Origin of the sequence: Kribbella italica, assembly GCF_014205135.1 — a bacterium.
GTDB classification, from domain to species: domain Bacteria; phylum Actinomycetota; class Actinomycetes; order Propionibacteriales; family Kribbellaceae; genus Kribbella; species Kribbella italica.
On record NZ_JACHMY010000001.1, the window covers coordinates 6,193,470 to 6,211,503 of the forward strand.

Below are 18,034 nucleotides of genomic sequence, written 5' to 3' on the forward strand. Positions count from 1 at the left end.
AGCGTTGGCTAGCGGATCCGGTGGCCGTGGAGGATCACGGCGGCCGGCTTCACGAGCGTCTCCGGGTGCTCGCGCGGGTCCTCGTCGTACGTGACGAGGTTGCCGCCGTCGTCGAGCAGGCCCAGGTAGTCCCAGGCCTTCGTGGTAGCTGCCGCCATCGCCTGGGTGGCGTCGAGGCCGTGCTGCGTGAGCAGTTCGATCTCCCGCGCGACCGAGCCGACGGCGTCCGAACCGGTCAGCACGGTCACGCCGTACCGGTCGGCCAGTTCGAGCATGCTGGTCAGGTACTTCGCCTTCGTTCGGCGTCTGTCGCGCTGTTCCGGTGTCTCGTCGGGACGGCCGTCGATCGAGGCACTGAGGGTCGGCGTCCACGCGCCACCCCGGGCGCCGAGGACCTCGAGATCCCGCTCGGTGATGACCGTGCCGTGCTCGATCGAGTCGACACCGGCCCGGACCAGTTCGCTCACAACGGTGCCGTTCGTGTGCGCCGCGACCCGCCCGCCCTTGGCGTGCACCGTGGCGACCACCTGCTCGATCAGACCGATCTCGTACGTCGGCTCGATGGCACTGCCGCGGATCGGACCGTCCGGACCGACCGCGGGGAAGTCCGCGACCAGCTTGACCCAGGTCGCGCCGTCGTTCAGCTCGGCCTCGACGGCGGCGAGTAACTCGTCGGCCTCGACCGGGTCGTGCAGGCGTGGGAAGTACCGGCCCTCCGGCGCGAGGAACCGGCCCGCCGCGAGCACGATCGGGCGGTCCTCCCGCGGTTCGCGCGCGAACCGGAGCGTGATCTCGCGCCGGCCGCCGACGTCGCGAACCGCGCTCACGCCGGCCTGAGCGAGCTGGTCGAGCCGGTCCTCGGCCTGGGCGCTGTCCGTGAGCAACGGTCCTTTCTCGTCGGCGTCGACGGTCAGGTGACAGTGCGCGTCGACCAGCCCCGGGAGCGCGAACCGGCCGGGCAGCTTCTCCTCGTCCCCCGTGCCGAACCGCAGGCGGACCGACTTGTCCACAGGCAGCGAAACTCCGTCGAAGGTCCAGGTCGTCATCTTCGTATCTTCTCTGGCAAGAGGGCCCCCGGCGCCCTCGGATCGGCTCTTCGAGGAGGCAGGATGCAGACATGCGGGAGAAGGACCTGGACAAGTGGGTCGGGCGGTACCGGCGGGCCTGGGAGTCGAACGACCCCAAGGACATCGGCGCGCTGTGGACCGAGGACGCCGTCTTCTTCCGGCGCCCCGACGAGGAGCCGGTGCAGGGCCGGGACGCGATCGTGCGCGCCTGGCTGGAGGTCGCCGACGCCGCGGGCGAGACCACCTTCGAGTACGAGGTGCTCGGGTTCGGTGACGGGGTCGGGTTCGTCCGCGGCTGGACGACGTACCTGACCAACCCGCCGACGATGTTCAGCAACCTGTGGGTGATCCGCCTGGACCGGGGCGGACGGGCCCACGAGTTCACCGAATGGTGGATGCAAGCGCCGTGATCCGGCGTACTGTGGGAGTTCGGCACGCAGGGTGCCACCGGTCCGCGGGAAGGGCTCAGCCCACCTGAGCGGTCGAGGTTGTGCACCACCGGGGTGCCCGATCAGCTCTTGTGCGCTGACGGGTGACCCGAGCCCACCTCCTTTCTCGCCTGACGACGCGGACAGCATGCACACAGAGAGGAGGTCGCCATGCCGACCCGCCGTCTTCCCGACGATCCGAACCTCGAGCACCTGCGCAACCAGGCCAAGACCTTGCTGAAGCAGGTCCGCGCCGGTGATGACGAGGCACTCACGCTGGCCGCTGAGTTCCATCCAGCGGCATCCGAACGATCCGCGGCCGAGCCGCTACAAGGTCTTGCCGACGCGCAACTGGTGATCGCCCGGAGCTACGGCTTTCCCAGCTGGCCGCAGCTCGGCCGGCACCTGGGGATCGTCGACCGCTACACCCGTTCACCCCACCGGGAGCCGATCGGTGGTCCGGTCGAAACCCCGGACCAGCGGGCCGACGAGTTCCTGCGCCTCGCGACCCTGCACTACGGCCAGGACGACCCCCAGCACCCCGACGCGGCCCGCGCGCTCCTGACCCGCTTCCCTGAAGTTGCTGTCAGCAACATCTTCACCATGGTCGTCGCGGGTGACGTCGGCGCCGTCCGCGCCGAGCTCGACCGTTCACCGGACCGCGCCGAGCGCCAAGGCGGCCCGTTCCGCTGGGAGCCCCTGCTCTACCTCGCCTACTCACGTCTGGAGGTAGCCCCTGAAGCCCCACTGGAGATCGCCCGCCTCCTCCTCCGGCACGGCGCGGATCCCAATGCCGGTTTCCTCTGGGCAGGCATGCCGTCGCCCTTCACCGCGCTGACCGGTGTCTTCGGCCGGGGAGAAGGCGATCAGCCACCACACCAGAGCCGATTGGAGCTGGCACGACTGCTGCTGGAGGCCGGCGCCGATCCGAACGACAGCCAGACGATGTACAACTGCGGCCCCGGCTGCCCACCGCCGCACGACGACGACCATCTGCGGATGTTGCTGGAGTTCGGACTGGGACAGGGCGATGGTGGTCCCTGGCACCAGCGACTGACCGTGGCCCATCCCACGGCAAGCCAACTGCTGGAAGACGAGCTGGTCTTCGCCTCATCGGAAGGCCTTGTCGATCGGGCCCGGTTGGTGCTGGCAGCCGGCGTCGACCCGGAAGGCCGAGGCACAGAGCATCCCGTCTTCTGCGGCCACCGCGCCTTCGAACTGGCCTCCGTGCAGGGCCACACCGCCATCGCCGACCTCCTTCGGGACGCCGGCGCGGCTCCCCTGGACGACATCCACCAACTCTTCCGATCCGTGATGGCCGGCTCTGTCGGCAGTGTCGATCCGTCGCTGGCGGCACGCGCCGTCCAGCGCAATCCGTTCCTCCCACTCCGAGCAGCCGAAGTCGGCCGAACAGAAGCCCTGCAGCCACTGAAGGACCTCGGCTGGGACCTCAACGTCCTCGGCATGGCCACCCCGCTGCACCAGGCAGCCTTCCACGGCCACTTGGCCACCGTCCGCAAGCTGATCGAGCTCGGCGCGGATCCAACGACCAGCGACCCGCGCCACCAGAGCACGCCACTCGGCTGGGCCGTCTACAACCACCAGCAGGAGGTCGTCGACTACCTGACCGCCCTGGAGGCTCCCATTTAGGGGCTGACGGCAAGGAACAGGAAGGCGCTGAAGACCATGAGGTGGGTGACACCCTGCAGCAGGGTGGCCCGGCCGGTCGCCAGCGTGAGCTGACTGATCACGACGGTCAACGCGAACAGCACCATCTCGGTGCCGCTGAGGCCCAGGACGAGCGGGCCGTCCAGCCAGATCGACGCGAGCGCGATCGCCGGGATGGTCAGCCCGATGCTGGCCAGCGCGGAGCCGAGCGCGAGGTTGAGGCTGGTCTGCAGCCGGTTCCGCAGGGCGGCCCGGACGGCGGCGACCGTTTCCGGCAACAGGACAAGGAGAGCGATGATCACACCGACCACGGCGACCGGCGCGCCCGCCGACGCGACCGCGTCCTCGAGCTTCGGGGAGACGGTCTTCGCCAGCCCCACCACGGCGATCAGGCAGACGAACAGCATGCCGAGGCTGACCAGCGCCACCCGCCCACTCGGCGCCGCGGCGTGCGTCTCCTGGTCGTCGTCCTCGTTCTCGTTCTCGACAACCTCGGTGACCGGGTCCGCTGCTGCCTCGGCCTCTCCGTCCCGGGCCGCCACGGTGGCCGCGGTGGCCGGCGACGGCTGGGCATCCGACTTGCCCTCGTCCCCGGTCTGCGACAGCTGGGCGTCCAACTCGCCCTCGCTTCCAGCCGGCGACGGCTGGGCGTCCGACCTGCCCTCGGTCGATGGCAGGTCGGCGTCCGCTCGTCCCGCGCCTCCGGTGCGTGCTGCCGCGGTGGCCTGGTGCGCTCCCCCGGCCTGCGCTCCATCCTCGACAGGGTGCTCGACGGGAAGGAAGTAGTCGCGATGACGAATGGTCTGCACGAACACGAACACGCCGTACATCACCAGCGAGACGACTCCGGCGAACGCGAGCTGCGCACTGCTGAAGGTCGCACCCGGCGTACTGGTGGTGAACGTCGGCAGCACCAAGCTGAGCGTGACCAGCGCGGTGATCACGGCGAGCGCGCTCCCCGAGGCATGCACGCGGAACTGCTGGGTCCGGTGCCGCAGAGAGCCGACGACGAGCGACAGGCCCAGGATGCCGTTGCAGGTGATCATCACCGCGGCGAACACGGTGTCCCGCGCCAGCGACGCGGCCTTGTCACCACCCGACGCCATCAGCGTGACGATCAGCGCGACCTCGATCACCGTGACCGCCAGCGCGAGGATCAACGTGCCGAACGGCTCGCCCACCTTGTGCGCGACAACCTCGGCATGGTGCACGGCCGCGATCACGGCAGCACCGAGCCCGGCGCACACCAGAACCAGCAGAACCGTCCCGAGATCCCGTCCCCAGGACAGCACCAGAACCACGAGCGCGAGCGGGGGCACGGCCAGACTCCAGCGCGGCAACCCATGAACCACGGAGTTTGTCATCCCCCAAGATCCTATTCGCTCCACCGCAAACCAGTTGGCATCCCACCGCTCCCGCCGTGATCCTTTTCGCATCGATCCGATCACCGACACCACCCCCGGAGGTGACCCCGTGCGCTACTACCACCCCGAGCACGAGTCCGCCTACCGAGAAGTCGAACGCCGCGGCCACACCCAGTGGAACGACCTCTTCGACCCCACCGCCAACTGGACCTACGACCACTTCCAAAACCGCCCCTTCCTCGAACAGGCCCTCCCACACCTCGCCCTGCCCGGCGAAGCTCTGGCGGCACCTGCTCCAAGAGCGTTCGAGTACGGCTGTGGCACCGGCCCGGCAGCCTGCTGGCTCGCCGCTCAGGGTTTCGAGGTGGACGCGATCGACCTCATCCCCGAAGCCATCACCATCGCCCGCCGGATGGCCGAAGACCGCGGACTGCGAGTCACCTTCGCCGTGGCCGACATCTGCGATCTACCGACCGAACCACACGACACCCCCGTGGGACGCGACGTTCCCGCACCCCCGCAGCCCGGCGCCCCCTCACCACGTGCGGATCTGCGGCCCAGCGCCCTCTCGCCGAACGCCATCGGCACCGAGCGCAAGTACGACCTCGTCCTCGACAGTTACTGCCTGCAGTCCATCGTCACCGACGAGGACCGCCGCGCCGTGTTCGCGGCCGTCCGTGCGCGACTGAAACCCAGCGGCTACTACGTCATCTCCACGGCCGTACGAGGTCCGGAACGCACCACCGAACCCGGATTCCACTACGACGAATCCACCGGCATCTACTACCGCGAGATCCCACCCGGCTCCGTCTGCGACCAAGTTGTCGAGCTAGGCGGCCGTTGGTACGCCCCACACCGAAGACACCTTTCAGCCGACGCACTGCGAAACGAACTCACCGCAGAAGGCTTCCAAGTACTGACCCTGGAAGGTTCGGACGCAGCCGACGTCGTCTGCCGCCCGACCGGCTCCCACCCCCTCGACGGCACCCCAGAGAAAGCAGAAACACAGTGACGGTGAAGATCAGAGACGCCCGAGCGGACGACTGGCCGGCCATCCTGCCGTTCTTCCGGGAGATCGTCGACGCGGGGGAAACCTACGCCTACGACCCGGCCCTGACCGACGACCAGGCACGCGACCTCTGGATGTCACCGTCCAGCGCACCCAACAGCCGTACCACGGTAGCGATCGATGCCGACGGCACCGTTCTCGGCAGCGCCAACATGTACCCCAACCGCCCCGGCCGCGGTGCCCACGTCTCCAGCGCCAGTTTCATGGTCGCCTCCACCGCCCGAGGCAAAGGCGTAGGCCGAGCCCTCTGCCAGGACGTGATCACCTGGTCCACCACCGAAGGCTTCCGAGCCATCCAGTTCAACGCCGTCGTCGAAACCAACACCCCAGCAGTCCACCTCTGGCAGTCCCTCGGCTTCACCATCATCGGCACCGTCCCCGAAGCCTTCCACCACCCCACCCACTCCTACGTGGGTCTCCACGTCATGCACCGCCCGCTCCCCTAACAGCCCCACCCGCCAGCGCCAAGGGGCGACCGGCAGCTGGCGACCGGCGGCTGGCGGCTGGCGGCTGGCGGCTGGCGGCTGGCGGCTGGCGGCTGGCGGCTGGCGGCTGGCGGCTGGCGGCTGGCGGCTGGCAACCGCCGCCGCGACCCTCGGTTATCCAGGACCCGGTATCCACGATCATCGGCCGCTGGCTGGCGACCTGCTCCCCACCCCGCGGCTCTCGCCGTACCAGCGCGACTCAGTTCGTCGTACCAGCCAACGGCACGGCGGCCACCTTCGACCGTGCAGCGCTGGGTCTCGGCAAGTACTCCCCTGCGTACAGCTTCGCCGACCGCTGCCTGCTCACCGACCGGGCGATCTCTCGTGCATGGCCTTGACCACCAGTTCCAGCCGGAGATGTCGACCCTTTGGCACCCGACACAACACACGGCGGGAGAAGCCTGGGCGAGCCGTTGATCGTGCGCAGCCACCCGCTGCAGACCGGCGGACTCCAGCGAGCGCGCGAGGTACGGCAGCGGGCTTTCGTGAGCGCGACGGCGAGGCTGTTCAGGACGAGACCGGTGGTCTTCCAAGGCGAGGATGGTCTTGCTCAGCGGGTCGGCGCGGTCGTCGCCTGACTCGTCGAATGGCCGCGGCACCCCGCGGCCTGGGCAGCGGGCAGCCACGCCCGAGGACTACTTGCCGGTGTCGGCTGGCCGCCTTGGACGGCGACGCACGGCGGGTCGGTGGGCGGCGGGTCGGTGGGCGACGGGTCGGTGGGCGACGGGTCGGTGGGCGACGGGTCGGTGGGCGACGGGTCGGTGGGCGCCGGGTCGGTGGGCGCCGGGTCGGTGGGCGCCGGGTCGGTGGGCGCCGGGTCGGTGGGCGCCGGGTCGGTGGGCGGCGGGCGGCGGGCGGCGGGCGGCGGGCGGCGGGCGGCGGGCGGCCAGTATCGCGTGGACTGCAGGGTTTGTCGGCCGGAGTGGTCCGCTGCGGGCCGGATGGCTCGATGGTCAGTTGGATCTGGTTGGCCGGGTGGTTGGCTGGCTCAGTTGGTCGGGGTGCTTGCCGACGGACTGGTCGGTGGTCGGCGGGGTGCAGGTCGACGACCCCCGCCGTGGTCGTGCCGGCGGTGGTCGTCGGGTTCGTTCAGAAGGAGGCTAGTTCCTCGGGGGTGAAGGCTCTGAGGACGCAGAACTCGTTGCCTTCGGGGTCGGTCATGACTACCCAGGAGGCGGTGGCGTCCTGGCCGATGTCTACCTGCTTGCCGCCGAGGGACTCGATGCGGGCTACTTCGGCGGACTGGTCCTCGGGGCGGAGGTCCATGTGGACGCGGTTCTTCAGGGCCTTCGGCTCGTCGGCGGCGACGCGGAGGAAGAGGATGTCGGGGACGATGCCGTCCTCGGGGCTGCCGGCCGGGGGCTCGAGGACGTACTCCTTCTCGTGTTCGAAGGTGATGCGCCAGCCGAGGACCTCGGCCCAGAAACGTGCCTGCGCGGCGGGGTCGATCGCGTCGTAGTTCACACACTGCACCCGGATTGCCATGCAGGAACCTTCTCATTCAGCCGGCCCGCACTCTGCTGAGGGGAGGCCAAGCAACTGCAGCGTTCGTTGGCGGCGGGGAGCGGGTCGCGGAGCGAGGTGACCGGCCGCGGAGCGAGGTGACCGGTCGGGGGCGAGGTTGTCGGCGGGGGCGAGGTTGTCGGCGGGGGCGAGGTGACCGGTCGGGGGCGACCGGTCCCGGACGGAGGGTGAGATGGCTGGTGGGTCACAGAGGGGTGTGGGGAAGAGAGCGGCGTGTTTGGATCGGAAGATGACGGAGAGTCGGGCGCGGCGGTTGTGGCGGGTGTTGGAGCCGGTTCATGCGGTGACGTATTTTGCGCCGGAGACTCGGCGGGCTACGGATGGGCTGGGGTTGCGGGGTGGGTGGATGAGTTACTTCGCCTGCCGGGCGGCTCCGTTGGGGGCGGTGGGGCCGGAGGTGGTGGCGGCTGCGTTCTACAACTTTCATCCGGGGATGGTGGCGCGGGCGATTCCGGATGCTTGGGGGTATGCGTCGCCGGAGCAGTTGGTCGGCGTACGGCTGGAGGCTGTGGACCAGGCCGTACGGCGGTTGCTGCCTGATGCAGTGAGCAGTACGACGGTGCGGCGGGCGGCTGAGTTGGCTCGGGAGGCGGCGGAGGTGGCGCCGACTGCTGGGCGGCTGTTGGCGGCGGCTAATGCTGCGCTGGATTGGGCGGACGAGCCGCATCTCGTGCTGTGGCAGGCGACGACGATTCTGCGGGAGTCGCGAGGGGACGGGCATGTCGCGGCGTTGATCGCGGCGGGGATCAGTCCGTGTCAGGCGAATCTGACGTTGACGGCGTCGGGTGGGCCGTCGAAGGAGGTGTACCGGCAGAGCCGGCGGTGGAGTGACGACGAGTGGGCCGAGGCGGAGCGGGATCTGCGGGAGCGCGGGCTGCTGGGTGATGACGGCGTGCTGACCGAACGCGGGTACGCCGTACGGCGTGAGGTCGAGGAGACCACCGACCGCCTGGCCGAGCAGGGGTGGCGGGCGTTGGGGGACGAGAAGGCGGATGAGCTCGAGCGGGTGGTTCGGCCGATGAGCACGATGGTGATGTCGTCGGGGCTGATCCCGCCGGACAACCCGATGGCGCTGCGGTGGCCGGAGGCCGAGCTCGACCGGCCGGCCGGCTGAGCGCCGCCGATTGTCAACACGTCCAACCGGCGGCACGCCGCACTGACGAACCGAGGCCGCGCCCGAAGGTCAGCGCTTCGGCTGGCCTCGGAAGGTGACGTACAGCAGCGAGACCCCGAGCGCGGCGACGACCGGGCCGGCGATCGCCCAGAAGCTGCTGCCGGTCATCGAGCTGCCCTTGAGGTAGCCGAGACCCTGGAGGGTCCAGACCACGCCGGCGACGGTCAGCAGAATGCCGAAGGCGCTCGCGACGATCTTCTTCACAGCAGGACGACCTTTCGACCAGAGGAACGCGGGGGGCAGAAGCGAGCCGGGGTAGGGCGAGCCTAGCGGGCGAGCTTCGCGGCCATCAGCTGGATGGACGCTGACAGGTCCTCGCCGCGCGGCGCCCGCTCAGGGTCGAACATCGTCAGCGCGACCACCCCGAGCAGCAGCGCCTGCAGGAACGAGCCGGTCTGCTGCACGGTCGCCTCGTCGGAATCGGCGTCGGTGGCACCGAACAGCGTGGCCAGACCCTCTCGCGCCTCGACCTGCATCGCGGAGACCGCCTGCAGCAGGTCGGGCAGCTGTGAGCCCTGGCTGAGGATCTCGAACTGCGTTGTCCACAGGGCCCGGCTCTCCGGGTTGGACAAGCTGTCACCGACCAGCGCCCAGATGGCGGTAAATCGCTCCTCCGCCGCACCAGCGGGCTGGGCGGTCTGGCTGCCGTAGGCGGCGGGCTGGGCGGTCTGGCCGCCGTCCGCGGCGAGCTGGGCGGTCTGGCCGCCGTCCGCGGCGAGCTGGGCGGGCTGGCCGCCGTCCGCGGCGAGCTGGGCGGGCTGGCCGCCCGAGGCAGCAGGCTGGCCGGTCTGGCTGCCGGAGGCGGCGGGCGTGAGCTGCGGGTCGGCGGGCCGCTGGCGATCCGCGTTCGGACCGGCGCTCATCGTGCGGCTCAGCTCGTCGCCCCACTCGCCGAGCGCCTGGCGCATCGCCTCGTTCAGCAGCGCGTCCTTCGAGCCGAAGTGGTAGCCGATCGCGGCCAGGCTGACCCCGGCCGCGGTGGCGATGTCGCGCGCGGTCGTCCGGGTGTAGCCCTTCTCCCGCAGGCAGGTCTTGGCGCCGTCGATCAAAGCCTCGCGATTGCCCATGCGCAGATCCTAGCGAGAAAGCTCGCACGAACGTCTTGCACATCCGTCTAAGACTTACGTACAGTCGATGGCATGACCACCTTCCTGATCTCAGGGGCCAGCGTCGCCGGCCCGGCCCTCGCGTACTGGTTACAGCGGTTCAGCCACACCGCGACCGTGATCGAAAAGGCGCCCGCGCCCCGTCCGGGCGGCTACGCCGTGGACTTCCGCGGCGCGTCCCTCGACGTCCTCGACCGGATGGGCCTGCGGGCCGCGGTCGAGGCGCGTGCCACCCGGATGGGCGGCATGGACTACGTGAACGAGTCCGGCAAAGTCGTCGCGCGGACGTCGGAGACCGCGTTCAGCGGCGAGCTCGAAGTGCTCCGGGGCGATCTGGTCGAGATCCTGTACGACGCCACCCGCGACGGCGTCGAGTACGTGTTCAGCGACTCGATCACCCGCCTGAGCGAGGACGCGGACGGCGTACTGGTCGAGTTCGAGCGCGGCGCGCCGCGCCGGTTCGACCTCGTCATCGGCGCCGACGGACTGCACTCCACCGTACGGCGCCTGGCGTTCGGGCCCGAGCAGGACTTCCGGCACGACCTCGGGTACGCCGTCTCGGTCGCGACCGTGCCGAACCATCTCGACCTCGACCACACCGGCCGCCTGCTCAGCCTGCCCGGCAAGACGGTCGGTGCGTACTCCGCGCGCGGGAACACCGAGGCGAAGGCACTCTTCTACTTCGCCACTGACACCAGCAAAGCGAGCAAGAGCCCGGCGGTCGATCGGCGCGACACTGCCGCCCAGCGGCAGTTGGTCGAGGACACGTTTACGGGCATCGGCTGGGAGGTCCCGCGTCTGCTCAGCGAGCTGCGGGTCGCCGACGACTTCTATTTCGACTCGATCAGCCAGATCAAGCTCGACAGCTACTCCCGCGGCCGGATCGCGCTGGTCGGCGACGCCGGCTACTGCGCCTCACCGCTGTCCGGGATGGGCACCAGCCTCGGCATCGTCGGCGCGTACGTGCTCGCGGGCGAACTGCAGGCAGCCCTCACCGACGCGAAGGATCGGCGCGCCGACGATGTAGCGCACAGACCCGGCAGCACTCCAGCGGCGGCCCACCTCAGGGCGTTCGCGGCGTACGACGCGGTGATGCGACCGTTCGTCGCGGCCTGCCAGAAGCAGGCGGTCGACGGCGCACGCTGGTTCATCCCCGGCAGCCGGGCATTCCTTGCCCTGCGCAACCTCACGTTCCGGCTGATGCCGTACCTGCCGTGGCGCAAGCTGATCGACGAACTCCCCTTGAAGGTCGGCAACGCGGTCGAGCTCAAGCAGTACGAAGCCCGTCGGCCGCTGCCTGCAGTACCGCCTCGGTGAGCGCGTCCAGGACCGGCGAGTCGAGCTTCCAGTACTGCCAGTACAGCGGCACGTCGACATACTTGCCCTTGGCAACTTCTACCAGCGTGTCGGCATCGAGGTCGGCCTCGACCACCTCTTCCTCGATCATCCCCCAGCCCAGCCCGAGCCGGATCGCGCGGACGAACGGGCCGGGCGCGGGGATCGAGTGCACCGGCGGGTCGAGCCGGCGCCGGGTCACCTTGCGCATCAGCCGGTGCTGCAACATGTCCTTGGTGTTGAACACCAGCAGCGGCGCGTCGCCGAGCGCCTCGGCCAGTGGGCGGCCGGTGAGCCAGCGTTCGGCGTACGACGGTGTGGCGATCGACAGGTACCGCATCCGGCCGAGCGGCATCACCCGGCAGCCCTGCACCGGGCGCGGGTCGGCGGTCACGGCCGCGAGCACCGAGCCGGCGCGGAGCAGCTCGGCCGAGTGGTCCTGGTCCTCCTGGCGCAGGTCGAACGCCGTCACCAGATCCTGCGGTACGGCGAGCAGCGCGGGCAGGAACCAGCCGTTCAGCGAGTCCGCGTTGACCGCGATCGGTAGGCGCAGCCCTTCGACCGCGCCCTTCACCGCCGCGATCGCCTCGACCTCGAGCAGCGAGACCTGCCGGGCGAGTCGGAGCAGCGCGTCGCCGGCGGCCGTCGTACGGGCTGGTTTGCCGCGCTGGATCAGGACCTGCCCGACGCGGCTCTCCAGCGCCTTGATCCGCTGGCTGACCGCCGACGGCGTGATCCGCAACCGCCGGGCCGCCAGGTCGAAGCTGCCTTCGTCGATCACCGCCGCGAAGGTGTCGAGCTGGGACGAGTCGAGTTGCATGAAGTGATGCTAATGGCACTGAAGAATCTTTAGCTGGTCTACCGAGACTGAGCTCCCTACGGTCGAGAGCGTGAACCTCCTGGCCGGCTTCGCCACGACCTTGTCCATGATCGTCGCCATCGGCGCGCAGAACGCCTTCGTCCTGCGCCAGGGGCTGCGGCGCGAGTTCGTCCTGCCGGTCGTCCTGATCTGCGCGGTGTCCGACGCACTGCTGATCACCAGTGGCATTGCCGGTCTCGGCGCCCTGCTCACCGGCAACGCCACGGCGTTGACCATCACCAAGTACGCCGGTGCGCTCTTCCTCTTCGGGTACGCCGCGGTCGCGGCCCGCCGCGCGTTCCGGCCGAGCACGCTGACCGCGGCCGACCATGCCCCGGCCGCACTGCGCACCGTGCTGCTGACCTGCCTCGGATTCACCTATCTCAACCCGCACGTCTACCTCGACACCGTCGTCCTGCTCGGCTCCCTGGCCAACCAGCGCGGCACGGACGGCCGCTGGCTCTACGGCATCGGCGCCGTCACCGGCAGCTTCTTCTGGTTCTTCTCCCTCGGCTACTTCGCCCGCAAGCTCGGCCCGGTCTTCTCCCGCGCCCGCGCCTGGCAGTTCCTCGACGGCGCCATCGCCGTGGTGATGACCGCGCTCGGCACCTGGATGCTGCTCCCCTGAGTCCCAACAATGGGCGGGTGGACGTGACTGTGTTGTGTGACGCCGTGGCGGTGTTCCCGGAGCCGATCGGCGATGCGCTGCCGGGGTGGTCGGCTGAGCAGCAGAGCTGGGCCGAGTCGGAGGCGCCGGGGAACGTCGCAGCCGATGGGGGCTGGCTGCTGCACTTCCACTCGTACCTGGTGACCACCGACCGGCACGCTGTGCTGGTGGATACCGGGGTCGGGCCGGCTGGCGGGGAGGCGGCTGAGTGGCTTGGTACGGCGGGGCGGTTGCCTCAGTTGCTGGAGTCCGCTGGGGTCGGGACCGATGAGATCGACACGGTGATCCTGACGCATGTCCATCTGGACCATGCGGGGTGGAACGTGGACGGCGATCGGCCGCGGTTCGGCAAGGCGACGTACGTGGTGCAGCAGGCTGAGCTGGACCACGCGCGGGGCAGTACGACGTACCGGAATCTCATTGAGCCGCTGGGGTCGCAGGTGCGGGCTGTGGACGGGCAGGTGTCTGTTGCTGGGCTGACCCTGCTGCCGACGCCAGGGCACACGCCGGGCCACCAGTCGGTGCTGACTGATCGGGCACTGATCGCTGGGGACGTGCTGGTGCACCCAGCTCAGGCCAAGTGGCCTGGGCTGGTCTACGTCTACGAGCGGGAGCCTGCTGTCGCTACGACGTCCCGCCGGGAGGTACTGCGGCTTGCGGCCGAGCTAGGCGTGCCGATAACCGCCGCACACGTCAGCTGCGATCAGCGGTAGCCGGTCGTGTCGGCGGGCTTGCCTGCGTCCTGCACCTCGACGATGTAGCGCCAGGCGTCCGGCTGGCTGCCGTCGACGTCGGTGAAGCCGTAGACCTGCGCGAGCTGACCGCTCGAGAGGGACTGCTGGTTCCACCGGGCGACCTCGGGGTCGGCCGCGAGCGCGGCGACCGCTCGGCCGACGTACAGAGGGCTCTCGGAGATGGCGAAGTGCGGGATCTTCTCGGTCGCGTCGCGCCAGTTCTCCTCGGTGACGCCGAAGCCGTCGAGCATCGCCTCGGACCGGAGCCAGCCCGGCGTCAGCGACAGCGCGGTGCCGCCGTGCGGCTCGAGCTCGTGCGCCAGCGAGAAGGCCATCCGGTTCACCGCGGCCTTGGCCAGGTCGTAGAAGAACGAGACGCGGTAGTTGGTCGCGTTGTACTCGTCGGTGCCGTCCGTCATCTCGATCACCAAGCCGCCCGGCTGCTTGATCAGCAGCGGCAGCGCGAAGTGGCTGGTGATCGCGTGCGTCTCGACCGCGAGCCGGAAGGTCCGCAGCCCGACGTCGAGCGACGACTCCCAGACGGTCTTGTCCCACTCCATCGTGGTCAGGCCGAAGATGTCGTTGACCAGCACGTGCAGCGCGCCCTGCTCACGCTCGATCCGAGCGACCAGGTCGCGGACCTGGTCCTGCTCGAGGTGGTCGACCTGGACCGCGATCCCGCGGCCGCCGGCCCGGTCGACCTGCTCGGCGGTCTCCTCGATCGTCTCCGGCCGCTGCATCTCCGACTGCTGGGCGCGCGTGGTCCGGCCGGTCACGTAGACCGTCGCACCGGCTTCGCCCAGGGCGATCGCCGTCCCGCGGCCGGCCGCCCGGGTCCCGCCCGCGACCAGTGCCACCTTGCCGTCCAGAGGCTTGCTCGACATCCGCCCACCTTCCTTAACCATACGCTGTACGATTCCGCTACCATACGGCGTATGAATACTGCTGGCAAGCCCGGCCGGCCGCGCGCCGGGGCGGAGCGGCTGAGCCGGGACGCGATCCTCGCGGCGGCACTGAAGCTCGTCGACGACGAGGGTGTCGAGGCGATGACGATGCGCCGGCTGGCCGGGACGCTCGGGGTGAACCCGATGTCGATCTACCACCACCTGCCGAACAAGGCCGCGGTGTTCGCCGGGCTGGCGGAGGTGGTGTTCGCGGGGCTGGACGCCGTCCAGCCTCGGGCCGGGCTGTCGTGGCAGGAGGAGTTGAAGGATGCGGCGCGGGCCTATCGGGCCGCGTTGCAGGCGCATCCGAATCTGGCGCTGCAGGTGTTGTCGGACCCGTCAGCCGTGTCGGACGTCGTGGTGGTGACGGTCGAGCCGTTCTACCGCGCGCTCGATCGTGGTGGGCTGACGCCGCGGGCGATCTTCGAGTCGGTGAACACGCTCGTCGACTTCGTGCACGGCTTCCTGCTCGGCGAGCTGTCGGTCCGCGCGGCGACCTTCGAGCTCGCGCCCGATCTGGTCGACCGGGTCGAGAAACTGCCCGAGGGCAAGGCGCCGACGTTGAGCCGGGTGGTGCTTGCCCTCGGGCGGGACGGTCTGCACTACGACTTCGACAGCGGCTTCGAGTCGGCGTTGACGGTGCTGGTCAGCGGCATCGAGTCGACCTTGCGCTGACCGCCCTTCAGGCGGGAGATCGCGACACCGAGCAGGCAGAGTGCGCCACCGGCGTACGCGAGTGCCGCGGGTGACTCGTCGAGCAGGAGCCAGCCGAGGAAGATCGTGAGCGGCGGGACGAGGTACGTCGTCGCGCCCATCCGGCCCGCGCTCGTCCGGGCGAGGGCGTAGGCCCAGGTGGTGAAGGCGAGCGCGGTCGGGAACGCGCCGAGGAACACGACCCACCAGATCGTCGAGGGTCGCGCGTCGGCGGTCTCGCTGACGAGGGTCGGCGCGAACGGCAGGCAGCTGATCGCGCCGATCGTGCAGGCGATCCAGGTGACCTCGAGCGCGGGAAGCCTGGCCAGCAAGGGCTTCTGGGCGACGACGCCGATGGCGTACGCGATGGCGGCCGCGACGCAGAGGACGACTCCCCAGGTCTCGGCCTGACCGCTGGACGACGACGTGCCGATCAGCAGTACGCCGGCGAAGGCGACCGCGCTGCCGACGACCAGACGGCGCGGGAAGCCCTCACTGAGGAGCAGGCCCGCGAGTACGGCGATCAGCAGCGGGCCGATGTTGACCAGCATGGCCGCCGTACCGGCGTCGAGGCGTTGCTCGGCTTCGTTGAGCGCGACGTTGTAGACGCCGAACCACAGCAGGCCGCAGATCAGGAGGAGTTTCCAGTCACGTTTGTCCGGCCAGCGGCGCGGGCGGGTGAAGACGAGAGCGCCGAGGATGACGCTGCCGACGACGAGGCGACCGAGCGAGAGTGCGCCGGCCGAGAACTCGTGGCCGACGTGGCGGATCGCGACGAAGGCCGAGGCCCAGAGCACGACGGTGATGGCTGCTGCGCCGGCCGCGAGGACTGCCTGTCGCCGGTCTGTCACTGCGACCTCCTGGGGGTTCTCATGGGTCTGACGGTAGGTGCTCGACGGTTCGGCCGACACCGAATTCCGCGGTCGCCGGGGTTGGGCCGTGGCTCTTGAGTGGAACGGGTGACGGCGTCGTGGTGTGAGTCGGCTAGACCTCTTCCTTCTTCGGGGGTGGGGGCAGGACCTTCGGGGTGATGAGTGCGGTGATGAGGACGGGGACGGTCAGGCCGGCGACCAGGACCGGCAGGCTGACCCAGACCGCGCCGAGCGCGAACCCGGCGTACACCGAGACCGCGAACACCTCGGCGAAGAAGCCGGACACCGACGTCACGGTCGCCCGCGCGGGACCCTCGATGGCGTCCTGCAGGCGCGCGTCCGCGACGACGATGACGAGCTGCATCACGCCGTACCCGACCGCGATCGGAACGAACCCCGCCGCCGTCCCGCTCAACGATCCCCAGGAGATCAGTCCTGCCGTCGCTCCCAGCCCCACGGCGAACACCGCGGCAGGCAGCCGGTACGCCGGTCCCGCCAGCGCACCGCCGATCGCCTGCGCCGCCACGGTCCCTGCAATCAGCAGTGGCACCAGGGTGGTGGTCGCCCCTACTCCCCTGGCCAGCAGTGGGAAGTACTCGTCGAACGCCAGGAACCCGCCCAGCAGAGCAACCAGTCCCACAGCTCGCCGCACCACCCGGCTGGTGGAGGCTTCCTGAAGACCGGCGCGCAGCATCACCACGTACCGCTCCAGAGCACCGCGCCAACCACCAGTGGAGTGGGCTGCCGCCTCTGGATCGGTCTCCTCGGCGGAAGCTACTCGGGTTGCTTCGGGAAGTGATGCCGCGACAACTACTTGCGCTAGGCAACTGATGACACTGAGGACGCCGACCAGCAGGTAGCCGCCGGCCGCGAACAACGGGATCGCCAGCAAGGTCGCCGTCAGGTTGGCGATCAGACTGGCCGATCTGGCTTTGCCGAGAAGGCCCGCGTACTTGGCGGTGGCACCTCGGGCGGCCAGTTCGTCGTACACGAAGGCTTCGTACGTGCCGGAGATCAGGGCGGAGCCTGCTCCCCAGAGGATGAAGCCGAGGGCGAACGCGGCGTACGACGGCACGGTGATCCACGCTGCGTAGCCCAGGCCGGTCAGGGCAGGGCCGAGCATCAGCAGTTTGCGGCGGGAGAAGACGTCGGCCAAGGCACCGGACGGGATCTCCAGCAGGAACGCTGTCGCCGACCAGATGATGAAGAGGGTCGAGATCTCGGTGGAGGTCAGTCCGTGATCCTCGAACAGCAACTGGTACAGCGGATACAGAGGGATCAGGTCCTGCAGCGCCTCGTAGGCGACGATGCGGACCGAAAGGCGGTCAGGGCGTCAAAGGAACGGGCTCGGGTATCTCATGCCTAGAAAATACCCGCGACCTCACCCGGCGAGAAGCTCTTTTGTTCCGGGTGTGGACAAGTGCAGAACCTGGTAGCGCGTGCCCGGCACGATCCCCGGCTCGCCGCTCCACAGCGTGAAGTGGACCAGCTCCCAGCGCGACGGATCCACCGCGATCGCCGAGCTGTGCACCCCCGGCAGCTGAGCGGTCGAGCGCAACGACTCGACAGCCTCGGCCACCGGCCCGGCTGGATCCACGTCAGGCGATAAAGCGAGGGTGTTCCGAGTCGCCGCCACCGCCGGCTGGTCCACGTCCGGCCCGGCCAGCGAGTCGACGCCGGTCCAGTGCCGCACGCTCGGCCGCCCGAACGACTGGCAGATCCCCGTGAAGAACCCGCCGCCCCACAGGAACCGCGCCATCCCGGCCGAGGCGTTCCACAGGTAGAACGGCGCGTACTGGTTCACCGCCGCGCCGTTCGCCTGGTCCTGGACCAGGTAGGCCTTCAGCCCGAGCCCGTCGAAGCCGTCGGTCGCCGCGCCGCGCTCGAGCACGCGGCGCCGGATGATCCCCATGTCGTAGTCCGCCGGCAAGGTCACCTCGTACTGCATCGCGTACATGGCCTGCTCCCTCTCGATCGACGCCCCGAACATACTAGTAGGTACAGAGCTAATTGCCGCGCGCCCGTCCACACTTTCGGCCAGGCTT

19 protein-coding genes are annotated in these 18,034 nt (G+C 69.6%); 9 read left to right on the forward strand and 10 right to left on the reverse strand.

Features of this window, described 5'->3' with window-relative positions; translation table 11 throughout:
- Nucleotides 1-8: 8 nt before the first annotated feature.
- Complete coding sequence (locus HDA39_RS28815) at nt 9-1,046, reverse strand: amidohydrolase family protein (RefSeq protein ID WP_184800448.1); 1,038 nt, start codon at nt 1,044-1,046, stop codon at nt 9-11.
- Nucleotides 1,047-1,117: 71 nt separating this feature from the next.
- Between HDA39_RS28815 and HDA39_RS28820 the strand changes: the two genes are divergently transcribed.
- Together HDA39_RS28820 and HDA39_RS28825 are read left to right on the forward strand one after the other, a co-directional pair.
- Entirely contained in the window at nt 1,118-1,477 is a 360-nt protein-coding gene (locus tag HDA39_RS28820; protein WP_184800450.1) for a YybH family protein, read from the forward strand.
- A gap of 189 nt (nt 1,478-1,666) precedes the next feature.
- The gene (locus tag HDA39_RS28825) at nt 1,667-3,145 is read left to right on the forward strand and encodes an ankyrin repeat domain-containing protein (RefSeq protein WP_184800452.1); all 1,479 of its coding nucleotides are present in this window, start codon (nt 1,667-1,669) and stop codon (nt 3,143-3,145) included.
- On the opposite strand, the gene HDA39_RS42600 is transcribed toward HDA39_RS28825, so the two are convergent.
- Nucleotides 3,142-4,527: a calcium:cation antiporter gene (locus HDA39_RS42600; RefSeq protein WP_184800454.1), complete on the reverse strand. Its 1,386-nt coding sequence runs from the start codon at nt 4,525-4,527 to the stop codon at nt 3,142-3,144. The genes HDA39_RS28825 and HDA39_RS42600 overlap by 4 nt on opposite strands.
- 109 nt (nt 4,528-4,636) lie before the next feature.
- Between HDA39_RS42600 and HDA39_RS28835 the strand changes: the two genes are divergently transcribed.
- A complete protein-coding gene (locus HDA39_RS28835) occupies nt 4,637-5,539 on the forward strand; it encodes a methyltransferase domain-containing protein (protein WP_184800456.1) in 903 nt (300 codons plus the stop codon).
- Nucleotides 5,540-5,541: 2 nt separating this feature from the next.
- Entirely contained in the window at nt 5,542-6,042 is a 501-nt protein-coding gene (locus HDA39_RS28840; protein ID WP_184800458.1) for a GNAT family N-acetyltransferase, read from the forward strand.
- A gap of 1,128 nt (nt 6,043-7,170) precedes the next feature.
- On the opposite strand, the gene HDA39_RS28845 is transcribed toward HDA39_RS28840, so the two are convergent.
- Nucleotides 7,171-7,566: a VOC family protein gene (locus HDA39_RS28845; protein WP_184800460.1), complete on the reverse strand. Its 396-nt coding sequence runs from the start codon at nt 7,564-7,566 to the stop codon at nt 7,171-7,173.
- 268 nt (nt 7,567-7,834) lie between these two features.
- Here HDA39_RS28845 and HDA39_RS28850 point away from each other — a divergent pair, with 268 nt between their 5' ends.
- Entirely contained in the window at nt 7,835-8,719 is an 885-nt protein-coding gene (locus HDA39_RS28850) for an SCO6745 family protein (protein ID WP_184800462.1), read from the forward strand.
- A gap of 69 nt (nt 8,720-8,788) precedes the next feature.
- On the opposite strand, the gene HDA39_RS28855 is transcribed toward HDA39_RS28850, so the two are convergent.
- Both HDA39_RS28855 and HDA39_RS41910 read right to left on the reverse strand, forming a co-directional pair.
- Complete coding sequence (locus tag HDA39_RS28855) at nt 8,789-8,983, reverse strand: hypothetical protein (RefSeq protein WP_184800464.1); 195 nt, start codon at nt 8,981-8,983, stop codon at nt 8,789-8,791.
- 62 nt (nt 8,984-9,045) lie between these two features.
- A complete protein-coding gene (locus HDA39_RS41910; RefSeq protein WP_202893147.1) occupies nt 9,046-9,846 on the reverse strand; it encodes a TetR/AcrR family transcriptional regulator in 801 nt (266 codons plus the stop codon).
- A 72-nt stretch (nt 9,847-9,918) separates the two neighbouring features.
- Between HDA39_RS41910 and HDA39_RS28865 the strand changes: the two genes are divergently transcribed.
- Nucleotides 9,919-11,202: an FAD-dependent monooxygenase gene (locus tag HDA39_RS28865; protein WP_184800466.1), complete on the forward strand. Its 1,284-nt coding sequence runs from the start codon at nt 9,919-9,921 to the stop codon at nt 11,200-11,202.
- On the opposite strand, the gene HDA39_RS28870 is transcribed toward HDA39_RS28865, so the two are convergent.
- Nucleotides 11,153-12,040, reverse strand: a complete 888-nt coding sequence (locus HDA39_RS28870) for a LysR family transcriptional regulator ArgP (RefSeq protein WP_184800468.1) — start codon at nt 12,038-12,040, stop codon at nt 11,153-11,155. The two genes, HDA39_RS28865 and HDA39_RS28870, sit on opposite strands and share 50 nt — an antisense overlap.
- A 70-nt stretch (nt 12,041-12,110) precedes the next feature.
- Here HDA39_RS28870 and HDA39_RS28875 point away from each other — a divergent pair, with 70 nt between their 5' ends.
- Both HDA39_RS28875 and HDA39_RS28880 read left to right on the forward strand, forming a co-directional pair.
- Nucleotides 12,111-12,707, forward strand: a complete 597-nt coding sequence (locus tag HDA39_RS28875) for a LysE/ArgO family amino acid transporter (protein ID WP_337925937.1) — start codon at nt 12,111-12,113, stop codon at nt 12,705-12,707.
- A 17-nt stretch (nt 12,708-12,724) separates the two neighbouring features.
- Nucleotides 12,725-13,459, forward strand: a complete 735-nt coding sequence (locus HDA39_RS28880) for an MBL fold metallo-hydrolase (protein WP_184800470.1) — start codon at nt 12,725-12,727, stop codon at nt 13,457-13,459.
- On the opposite strand, the gene HDA39_RS28885 is transcribed toward HDA39_RS28880, so the two are convergent.
- The gene (locus tag HDA39_RS28885; protein ID WP_184800472.1) at nt 13,450-14,364 is read right to left on the reverse strand and encodes an SDR family oxidoreductase; all 915 of its coding nucleotides are present in this window, start codon (nt 14,362-14,364) and stop codon (nt 13,450-13,452) included. The two genes, HDA39_RS28880 and HDA39_RS28885, sit on opposite strands and share 10 nt — an antisense overlap.
- A gap of 51 nt (nt 14,365-14,415) precedes the next feature.
- On the opposite strand from HDA39_RS28885, the gene HDA39_RS28890 reads away from it, so the two are divergent.
- On the forward strand, nt 14,416-15,099 hold the full coding sequence (locus tag HDA39_RS28890) for a TetR/AcrR family transcriptional regulator C-terminal domain-containing protein (RefSeq protein WP_184800474.1): 684 nt from the start codon (nt 14,416-14,418) through the stop codon (nt 15,097-15,099).
- Here HDA39_RS28890 and HDA39_RS43870 read toward each other — a convergent pair.
- The 3 genes from HDA39_RS43870 to HDA39_RS28905 all read right to left on the reverse strand — a co-directional run bounded on the left by HDA39_RS43870 (nt 15,027) and on the right by HDA39_RS28905 (nt 17,946).
- On the reverse strand, nt 15,027-15,968 hold the full coding sequence (locus tag HDA39_RS43870) for an EamA family transporter (protein WP_184800476.1): 942 nt from the start codon (nt 15,966-15,968) through the stop codon (nt 15,027-15,029). The genes HDA39_RS28890 and HDA39_RS43870 overlap by 73 nt on opposite strands.
- 133 nt (nt 15,969-16,101) lie before the next feature.
- A complete protein-coding gene (locus HDA39_RS28900) occupies nt 16,102-17,298 on the reverse strand; it encodes an MFS transporter (RefSeq protein ID WP_184806634.1) in 1,197 nt (398 codons plus the stop codon).
- Nucleotides 17,299-17,370: 72 nt separating this feature from the next.
- Nucleotides 17,371-17,946 carry a DUF4865 family protein gene (locus tag HDA39_RS28905; RefSeq protein ID WP_184800478.1) on the reverse strand — a complete coding sequence of 192 codons (576 nt, stop codon included), beginning with the start codon at nt 17,944-17,946 and terminating at the stop codon, nt 17,371-17,373.
- Nucleotides 17,947-18,034: the final 88 nt, after the last annotated feature.

What these genes read in the sequence shown, in the direction of transcription:
- HDA39_RS42600 (WP_184800454.1), bottom strand. Translation starts at nt 4,527, where the DNA reads ATGACAAACTCCGTGGTTCATGGGTTGCCGCGCTGGAGTCTGGCCGTG.
- HDA39_RS28885 (WP_184800472.1), bottom strand. Translation starts at nt 14,364, where the DNA reads ATGTCGAGCAAGCCTCTGGACGGCAAGGTGGCACTGGTCGCGGGCGGG.
- HDA39_RS28820 (WP_184800450.1), top strand. Translation starts at nt 1,118, where the DNA reads ATGCGGGAGAAGGACCTGGACAAGTGGGTCGGGCGGTACCGGCGGGCC.
- HDA39_RS28850 (WP_184800462.1), top strand. Translation starts at nt 7,835, where the DNA reads ATGACGGAGAGTCGGGCGCGGCGGTTGTGGCGGGTGTTGGAGCCGGTT.
- HDA39_RS28865 (WP_184800466.1), top strand. Translation starts at nt 9,919, where the DNA reads ATGACCACCTTCCTGATCTCAGGGGCCAGCGTCGCCGGCCCGGCCCTC.
- HDA39_RS28870 (WP_184800468.1), bottom strand. Translation starts at nt 12,040, where the DNA reads ATGCAACTCGACTCGTCCCAGCTCGACACCTTCGCGGCGGTGATCGAC.
- HDA39_RS28890 (WP_184800474.1), top strand. Translation starts at nt 14,416, where the DNA reads ATGAATACTGCTGGCAAGCCCGGCCGGCCGCGCGCCGGGGCGGAGCGG.
- HDA39_RS28905 (WP_184800478.1), bottom strand. Translation starts at nt 17,946, where the DNA reads ATGTACGCGATGCAGTACGAGGTGACCTTGCCGGCGGACTACGACATG.
- HDA39_RS28845 (WP_184800460.1), bottom strand. Translation starts at nt 7,566, where the DNA reads ATGGCAATCCGGGTGCAGTGTGTGAACTACGACGCGATCGACCCCGCC.
- HDA39_RS41910 (WP_202893147.1), bottom strand. Translation starts at nt 9,846, where the DNA reads ATGGGCAATCGCGAGGCTTTGATCGACGGCGCCAAGACCTGCCTGCGG.
- HDA39_RS28825 (WP_184800452.1), top strand. Translation starts at nt 1,667, where the DNA reads ATGCCGACCCGCCGTCTTCCCGACGATCCGAACCTCGAGCACCTGCGC.
- HDA39_RS28815 (WP_184800448.1), bottom strand. Translation starts at nt 1,046, where the DNA reads ATGACGACCTGGACCTTCGACGGAGTTTCGCTGCCTGTGGACAAGTCG.